The organism is Qipengyuania sp. L-5Y (assembly GCF_056859455.1).
Genome location: NZ_JBSXOM010000006.1, coordinates 1 through 7,825, shown reverse-complemented (window position 1 = coordinate 7,825; position 7,825 = coordinate 1). Strand labels below are relative to the sequence as shown.

9 protein-coding genes are annotated in these 7,825 nt (G+C 57.2%); 2 read left to right on the top strand and 7 right to left on the bottom strand.

The features are described from left to right. The first annotated feature begins 85 nt into the window (after positions 1-85). Positions 86-1,024: a HEPN domain-containing protein gene (locus AC13F2_RS00145; protein WP_482964184.1), complete on the top strand. Its 939-nt coding sequence runs from the start codon at positions 86-88 to the stop codon at positions 1,022-1,024. Positions 1,025-1,883: 859 nt separating this feature from the next. Here the strand turns inward: AC13F2_RS00145 and AC13F2_RS00140 are convergent. The 7 genes from AC13F2_RS00140 to AC13F2_RS00110 all read right to left on the bottom strand — a co-directional run bounded on the left by AC13F2_RS00140 (position 1,884) and on the right by AC13F2_RS00110 (position 6,803). Then, positions 1,884-2,276, bottom strand: a complete 393-nt coding sequence (locus tag AC13F2_RS00140) for a hypothetical protein (RefSeq protein ID WP_158246659.1) — start codon at positions 2,274-2,276, stop codon at positions 1,884-1,886. A 505-nt stretch (positions 2,277-2,781) separates the two neighbouring features. Continuing rightward, complete coding sequence (locus AC13F2_RS00135; protein ID WP_224801820.1) at positions 2,782-3,699, bottom strand: DUF1259 domain-containing protein; 918 nt, start codon at positions 3,697-3,699, stop codon at positions 2,782-2,784. Positions 3,700-3,722: 23 nt separating this feature from the next. Beyond that, a complete protein-coding gene (chrA, locus tag AC13F2_RS00130; RefSeq protein ID WP_041685277.1) occupies positions 3,723-5,117 on the bottom strand; it encodes a chromate efflux transporter in 1,395 nt (464 codons plus the stop codon). Between the two features lie 330 nt (positions 5,118-5,447). Beyond that, a complete protein-coding gene (locus tag AC13F2_RS00125; RefSeq protein WP_081096823.1) occupies positions 5,448-5,849 on the bottom strand; it encodes a carboxymuconolactone decarboxylase family protein in 402 nt (133 codons plus the stop codon). Beyond that, positions 5,846-6,064 (bottom strand): putative antibiotic biosynthesis monooxygenase, encoded by a 219-nt coding sequence (locus AC13F2_RS00120; RefSeq protein WP_063505802.1) that lies wholly within the window; start codon positions 6,062-6,064, stop codon positions 5,846-5,848. Before AC13F2_RS00120 ends, AC13F2_RS00125 begins: the two co-directional genes overlap by 4 nt. Then, the gene (locus AC13F2_RS00115; protein ID WP_062342972.1) at positions 6,061-6,504 is read right to left on the bottom strand and encodes a MarR family winged helix-turn-helix transcriptional regulator; all 444 of its coding nucleotides are present in this window, start codon (positions 6,502-6,504) and stop codon (positions 6,061-6,063) included. The genes AC13F2_RS00120 and AC13F2_RS00115 overlap by 4 nt, the downstream gene beginning before the upstream one ends. Before the next feature lie 5 nt (positions 6,505-6,509). Next, entirely contained in the window at positions 6,510-6,803 is a 294-nt protein-coding gene (locus tag AC13F2_RS00110; protein WP_062342971.1) for a putative quinol monooxygenase, read from the bottom strand. Positions 6,804-7,635: 832 nt separating this feature from the next. Here AC13F2_RS00110 and AC13F2_RS00105 point away from each other — a divergent pair. After that, positions 7,636-7,825 (top strand): excisionase family DNA-binding protein (locus AC13F2_RS00105; protein ID WP_482970432.1); only part of this gene is annotated, 190 nt, incomplete at its 3' end.

Below are 7,825 nucleotides of genomic sequence, written 5' to 3'. Positions count from 1 at the left end.
CCTCAGCGCTATGGATGGCGCCGTCGCCGCGCGCTGCTGCACTCGGCACGTGCAAGCGGCCGAACAGCTTGCTAGGGTTTGACCGATGAAGACGGACCTTGATCATCTTCCCCCTCAAAAGCAGCGCGAGATCGAACGCGTCGTGCAGCTCATCTTTGAAGAGTTTGACGATGCCTTCGCGCTCGCCAAGCACGAGTGGAAGAAAGCCGGACGGATACTCAAAGTCATTCTCTACGGAAGCTATGCTCGCGGGACCTGGGTCGATGAGCCGCACACTGCCAAAGGCTATCAGTCGGATTACGACCTGCTCATCATCGTCAACGACAAACGGCTGGCCGACAGGGTCAAATACTGGTCGAAGCTCGACGACCGCTTGATGCGCGAATACGGTGTGACCAGCACACTCAAGACGCCGGTCAACTTCATCGTCCACACGCTTCAGGAAGTGAACGATGGACTGGCGCACGGCCGCTACTTCTTCATGGATGTGAAGGCCGAGGGTGTAGCGCTCTACCAGTCCGACGACACCGAGCTGCACACGCCCAAGCCCAAGACGCCGACACAGGCGCTGGGCATGGCGCAGGAGTATTTTGAGGAATGGTATCCTAGCGCCATGAAGCGCTTCGAAAGCGCGCGATTCCTGATAGGCAAGGAGTACTCGAAGCAGGCTGCCTTCGATCTACATCAAACGACTGAGACGCTTTATCACTGCGTCCTGCTAGTCTGCACATTTTACACTCCCCACGTTCACAACCTCGGCTTCTTGCGCACGCATGCCGAGCGCATCGATCCCCGCCTGACCTACGTGTGGCCGCGCGAGCTAAAGCGGGATCGCGCGCGGTTCGAGAAACTCAAAGAGGCCTATGTGAAGGCACGCTACTCGAAGCACTACCGCATCACGAAGGAAGAGCTCGAATGGCTTGGCGAGCAGGTCGAGCAGCTTGGACGCGTCGTGCACGAAGTTTGTATGGAACGGCTGGAGAAACTCAAAGCCGAAGCGCTCGCGAGCTCCGACAAGGCATAGCGACTTCCAATGACCGCCCGGAGGACGGCTTTTCACTCCCACTGCCCTAAAAGCTGCCATTCCGCTTACGACGCCATTGCCGACGTCGGCAAACTGCGCCAGTGTGCACCCGTTAGAGGTGCCGGTTGGGGGTCAAAGTGGGGTTTCTTGCGAGGTTTGATGGCTGGATCGAGCAATGGGCAATCCGCGACGAGGTCGTTCGAAAAGAGCGAGCTTATTGGAAACAGATGTTGCCCCATGCTGCGTTTTGGAAGTTGTTCGGCACCTTTGTTTTCCCCAGCATCCAAATAGTGCTCGCACTTCAATACTTCGCTGGCGATCGGGCGGGCACGATCTTCCTGTTCATTATAGGGTCGTTTTTTTCTTCTATATTTATGTGGCGTTACCTTGTTCACTTAAGGTCGATCCGATCCGAGGCGTGAGAGGGCTAGTGTAAGTGTCGGACCGCTGACCGGTTTCCACCCCGTTCTTGCCATCTCCGCCCGGCGGAATGATCACCAAATCCGGACCTTCCGCTGCCGACGCCGTTTACGACATCTTGGCAACGCGCATCAGTTTCCGTCCAGTAGCCCTACCGTGTTTCCCTCTGGATCGCTGAAATCTGAATAGCGGAGGGCTTTGTATCCATCGATTTACTCGGCTTCGGAACACTTCTTCGGCCTCGTTTCTCTTGGCCCAGGGACCTCGCACAATATCTAGCAAATGTCCCCGGCCAAGATCCAACTCAGCTATCCTGCCTTGATCACTGAAAGTCGAATGTCGCGAAAAAGGACGTTCGTAGACCTTCCACAATTAGGTTTCGGATCATAGAAAATTGCCTTTCAGTACCGGATTTGGAACACTCTTTATTGGAGTCGCCCTAAGGTGCGACTTCCAGCAACTCGTCATACTTGCAACCGTATTCCCCGCGATCGGGTGTCGCGAGAAGATCGCCAGTGAAGGTCAGTCTCTGACCCAGTTTGAGCTCAAGGTTCCTGTAGCGCAATACGCGGCCATCGAAGGAAGAATTCGCCGGCAGTATCAGACCGGAACGCCCCCCGTCCCGTTCGACAAAAAGGCAGCCTTGCTCATATCCGAGAACGCCCTCTGCGCCCTCAAGAGCGGATTGGCCAGGCGTTCCGTCGGCGGCGCTCAACGCGCCGTGACGGTCGAATGGGTATTGCTCTTCTGCGGTGTTAACGGGCGCCTCTTCTGACGCACAGGATGCGAGGCCCAAGGCGAACGCGAGACTCAGAATTTTTTTAGTATGCAAGGCGATAATCCCACGAATATACGTCGTCGATGCTCGTATAGGTGATGCTGAGCGACTGCGCCGAACCGAGATAATGCGCGGAAGTCAGCAACTATTCCGAAGTTGCGCAATCGGGTGAACGTCCGCTTCCTTAACCCAAGATCCTAAAAGCAGCCTGTCGGCAAACCACCCCAGTTCTCGCCGTTAAGACCAAGTGTGGATTGTGCCAGAAGCGGACCAGCAGATTGCAACGCCAAAGCGGCCATGTGAGACAGCCTCCTGCTTCCCGATATCTGCCGTCGACTCAGCTTATGCGCTTCAGCCATTTTGGGGCCGCTTCGAGACAGTCTGGTTTCGGGCGTTTTCCTAAGGAAACGGACAATCCGTTCGCAACCCAAATCGCATTCAAAGGCAACCCCGTAAAGTTAACGACATAACTCACGTCCCGGCCATTTCGAAGACAATGCCTGTCGCAATGAGGTGCAAGCGATCGCTGCCTTACTGATTTTTATCGGAATGGTTGCGCCTATCCGGTTTCGGCCTGTGCGTTACGGGCAGCAGCAATCGCCGCTGCAAGCTCTTTTGCTGGACCCACTCCCCAGTAGTGGAGGAAGTAAAACATCGGTTCACCGCCGATCATGTGGTTATGCAATGCTACGATATGGATATCCCGCTCGCGCAGTGCGCGGAGCACGGGCTGGACTTCGTCCTCGGTCATGATGAAGTCACCATCCACGGCGGCAAGGTCGTTGGTGCCCGAGAACGCCGCCCAGGTCGTAAGCCCCATCGAACCACCGATCTCAACGCCGTGCATGCGGCCTTGGCGAGCGAAGGTGTATTTCACGACACCATCGGCGATGCTTGGCTCGGTGCCCAAGATTTCGCTCAGCGCCAGGGCTTCGATCGTGCCGTTTGCATCCGGCGTCATGCCACCGAAACTGCGCTGCGGCGTCGGCGAGGCGGCGCGCACTTCCTTGATGGCATCCCAGACGGCTTTTACACCCGCTGCCATCTTGGCGGTTTCCCCATGCCCGCCGATATGCATAAAATAGACCGGCGGATCGTCGAATATGAAATGATTGTGCAGCGCGGTGACGGTCAACCCGTTGGCGAGGGCAGCGTCCATCGCGGCTGTTATCTCATCCTCGAATACGACCGTGTCGCCCATGACCATCACTCCGCCATCGACGGGTTTGAAGGCAGCCCATGAGCCGAGACCTGCCGGGGGATCGAGGCGCATGCCGTCGACCATCACCGGCACGTCGGCGCGCGTCCAACCGATGCGTGCGACCCCATCGTCGGTCATGGTGACCTCCGAGTGCGATGCCTCGAAAATCAGTGCCTCGAGATTGCCGAGATTATCCTGCGCGTGAAGAGCCGCCGACATCGCTGATAGCGATAGAGCCAAGCCGCCGACGAACAATGTTCTGGGTAATTGCTTCATCTTAGTTCTCCTTGGATGTGATTTCAGGTGCCAGCCATCATTGCGAGGTAATACAGCGACCCAATGAGTGCGCTCACGAAGAGAACGAGCAACATCCCGATCTTGAAGCGCAGCATGGCGATCAGGGCCGCAGCGGCAATGACGACGGAGGCGACGTCGATCGTGGCGAAGTCCGGCACGAGCAGACGTGCGCCGTAACCTCGAACCTCGTCAAGCCGTGCGAAGGCAACGTGCAGCGCAAACCAGATGGCAAGGTTTAGGATCACACCGACGACTGCTGCCGTCACCGCCGAAAGCGCCGCTGTCAGAAGCTTCACGCCGCGCAGTTTTTCGATAAATGGCGCACCAAGGAAAATCCATAGGAAGCACGGCACGAACGTGACCCACGTGACGATGACCGAAGCCGCGATGCCCGAAGCCACCGGGCCTAACATGTCTGCTTCGCGATATCCCCCCATGAACCCCACGAATTGGACGACCTGGATCAGTGGACCCGGCGTGGTCTCCGCCATGCCCAACCCATCGAGCATTTCACCGGGGGCAAGCCAGCCATGCGTCTGCACGGCTTCCTGCGCCATATAGGCCAGCACGGCATACGCGCCCCCGAATGTCACGACCGCGAGCTTGGAGAAGAAAACCGCCAGTTCCGTGAACACGTGATTTGGGCCAACAAGAAGGATCAGCGCAATTATGGGAGCTGCCCAGATGCTGCCCCAGATCAAGGCCGTGCGGACTGCTCCGCGCCATGTAGGCTGCGCTTTCGCCATACCGCCTGTATGAAGCACGGCTTCCGGCTCGCTCTCCCCGTCCTCGGTCGTTTCACGGGCGCGAATGACCAGAAACCGTGCAGGATCGAAATGCCCTCCAAGAAAACCAACCAGCGCGGCGGCCGCGATAATCAGCGGGAAAGGTGCATCGAATGCGAATATCGCCACGAAGGCTGCGGCGGCAATCAGATACATGGGCCAAGTTTTCAATGCCCTTTTCCCGATGCGCAGCAGGGCCTCGATGACTATGGCGAGCACCGCCGCCTTAATGCCGAAGAAAATCGCCTGGACGAAGCTGGCCTCCTGAAAACTGGCATAGAGCACGCTAAGCGCCATAATGCTGAGGAAGCCGGGAAGGACGAACAGGCATCCTGCGACGAGGCCACCGCGAACGCCGTGGAGCAACCAGCCAATATAGGTGGCGAGCTGCATGGCTTCCGGTCCGGGCAGGAGCATGCAGTAATTGAGCGCATGCAGGAACCGGTTCTCGCCGATCCAGCGCTTTTCATCGACTAGAATGCGGTGCATCACCGCGATCTGGCCGGCTGGCCCACCAAAGCTCAACGCGGCTATGCGCGCCCAGACACGCACCCCATCGGAAAACGGGATCGGAGTTTGTTCTACGGAACCTGAATTAGCGGGAGAATTCATCAACGCGTCCTTCGCACACAGCTCATCGAGCCGGACTTGGGCGCATTGCCTTACCGGGCGCCGGAATAAGTGCCCGAAGTCAAACTGCTAGATCATTGATCTGGTGTTGTCAAAAGCCTTACGCGAACAGTCTGCCTTGCCCTTGGAGAATGTCGGCTTTCGAAATCTGGATCTGTATCTTCAATTTCCGGAATGAGGGCGCGTAGCTGCCGGGGCTTGCTACTTGCCTCGACGGCGGCTTTCGCGGCTTAGCCTCCTGAAAGCGGACCGGAAGCTTTCCACCCCGTTGCGGACATTCGCCTGGGCAGAATTCCTTACCGCAAGCTGCCGTCAATTAGGCTCATCCTGATCGAATTCGCTGGCATCCGAGCTCGAGTAGACTTCCTTGGCGGCTTGCATCCCGTTCAACGCTGCTGGAAATCCGGCATACACGCTCATCTGGATGATAATTTCCTCGATCTCGCTCTTCGTAAGACCGACATTGAGTCCGGCTTGGATGTGGACCTTCAACTGGGGCTGTGCCGTGCCCATCGCCGTAAGGGCTGCGATCGTCGCGATCTCTCGTTCGCGGAGGCCAAGACCGGGCCGTGCGTAGATATCGGCGAACGGGTATTCGATGGTGTAGCGGGCAAGATCCGGCGATATGTCCTTTAAGCTTTCAACCACCTTCTCTCCGGCTTCACCGTCGATTCTGCGAAGATTCTCGAGGCCTCTTTCGAACCTGTCAGTCATGACCATTCCTTCATTAAGCGAGTTGCCAGCGAATGCATCGCTGGAGCAAGCAGCAGACTGATGAGGGGAACAAGGATTGCCGTCAGAATGAGTGTCTGAAATCCAAGCGCCATATCGCTCGCGATGAACCTCAGCAGCTTGAGCATCCCGGTCACAAGCGGCCATACGACGAGCCAGACGAGCATGGTCCGCAATATAACGATCCGGAATGTCATTTGTCGGCTGCTGGATCGGGACGGTGAAGGATGGCGAAGTATCCCGGCAGAACCTCGTCGAGCTTGGCTTTCCCCGAGAGAGTAAGGGTCACGTTCCGGGAGCGAGCATCTTCTGAGTTTTCCGAAATCGCGATCAGGCCAGCCCGTTCCAAGCCCTGCAAGGTGCGCGTGACGACGGGCCGCGATACGTCCAGCCTTTCGGCAATTTCACTTGCAGCGAGGCAGTTTCGCTCGGGTTCGCGGTCGATAAGGATCATCATCAAAAAGCGAAGCTGCGAGAGGTCATGGCGCGCGAAGTATGCTTCCAGCTCGCGGATCAGCAGGCTCGCGCGTCGCATCAACCGAAGCGCGTCGAGCACTCTGTCGACATCGACATCGGCGAATTGGTCGGCATAACCGTCGACCATTTGTCGGCTGGGAAGTTCTTTAAGAAAGAACATCAGCCTTACCGAACCGGACGGAGATGAAGGATTTGCGGCTCTTCTGCCAGCCAGTCCCGGTAGGCTTCAAAGACGGCCCGGGTGTATGGTTGATCGTGGTGCGATGCCAGTGCCGCCTCGTCTCGCCATTCCTCATAGAGATACAGTGTTCCGTCCTGTGCATTTTCGCTGAGACGAAACTCCATGCAGCCGGGTTCGGCGCGCGTCTGTTCGATGATCTCGCAGATGGCCTCGCGCGCCTTGTTGTAGTGCGTTGGATGCGGCGCGATCCGTGCGATGATGTTCAACTGATGGATCATGACATTCCTTTAGTTATCATGCTAACTATATAATTCAGGGTGATGGCTGGTCAAGTCCAGAACTTCCTGAAAGCAGACCGTCCGCTAACACCCAATTCACGACATTAAAGCGTCACGATTATTGACCCAAAAGCTGACACAAAGGCCGTCCACGAGCGTGGCTGCAACCAATCGTCGAACATCCAGTGTGCGCTCGCAATGCGAATATCTGGCTCTTGGTGTGCGATGACCGCGTCGTTTTGCTGCCATGGCGTTGCATCATTCAGCGACGCTCTTAGACACTGCCGCTCCAGAAATTTTGCCGCTTGGTTGCAGATCAGAAGCACACCCGCGACCCTATCACGGCAGGTCGCTGGCAGCGCCGGATGCAGTCGCGATGCATTCCGCTTGCAGGCGTAATCGGAGTAATTATTCGTCCGTAAGCGTCTGATTTGAAGCGAGAAAATGAGGGCGAGATAAAAGCGCCGCCGTCGGTCGGGGCGCAGGTGGTTGGTTTCGTTCAGTAATATGCGACGGCACCCGTAGTGCTCCTGCGGCGCTCCTTTCGAAAAGTTCTTTTTTATCAAACAGATTGGCGACGGCGCTTGGCGTTCTGTGCTGTTTTCGTTCGGAAACCCGCTTTCGCCCGGACGTCCTTTGCCGTCCAGATGAGCATCGGTGCATTTGACTGGAGTGCTTGCCCCAGGCCTCTGCGCTGCGGCGAAAGAACGGCAGCTGCAGCGTAGGAACGTCATGTGGCCCAGGGTGCCCTAATCGGCCGATACTCGGTGCCGATGGCGGGCCGGCCTGTCCCCTCCATGCTCCCCAAGGTCGGTCCGTCATCACCCGACAGATGAAAGGATCGACCGCTATGCCATCTGCAAGCACGACAGAGCATCTTCGCGAGCAATGCGGGCCCCAGGCCATCGAACCGATCGCCATGCGCGTACCCGAAGCCTGTCGCTATCTCGGGATCGGACGCAGCACACTCTATGTGCTCATTTCCAGAGACGAGATCGAGATCATCAAGATGGGGAGCGCAA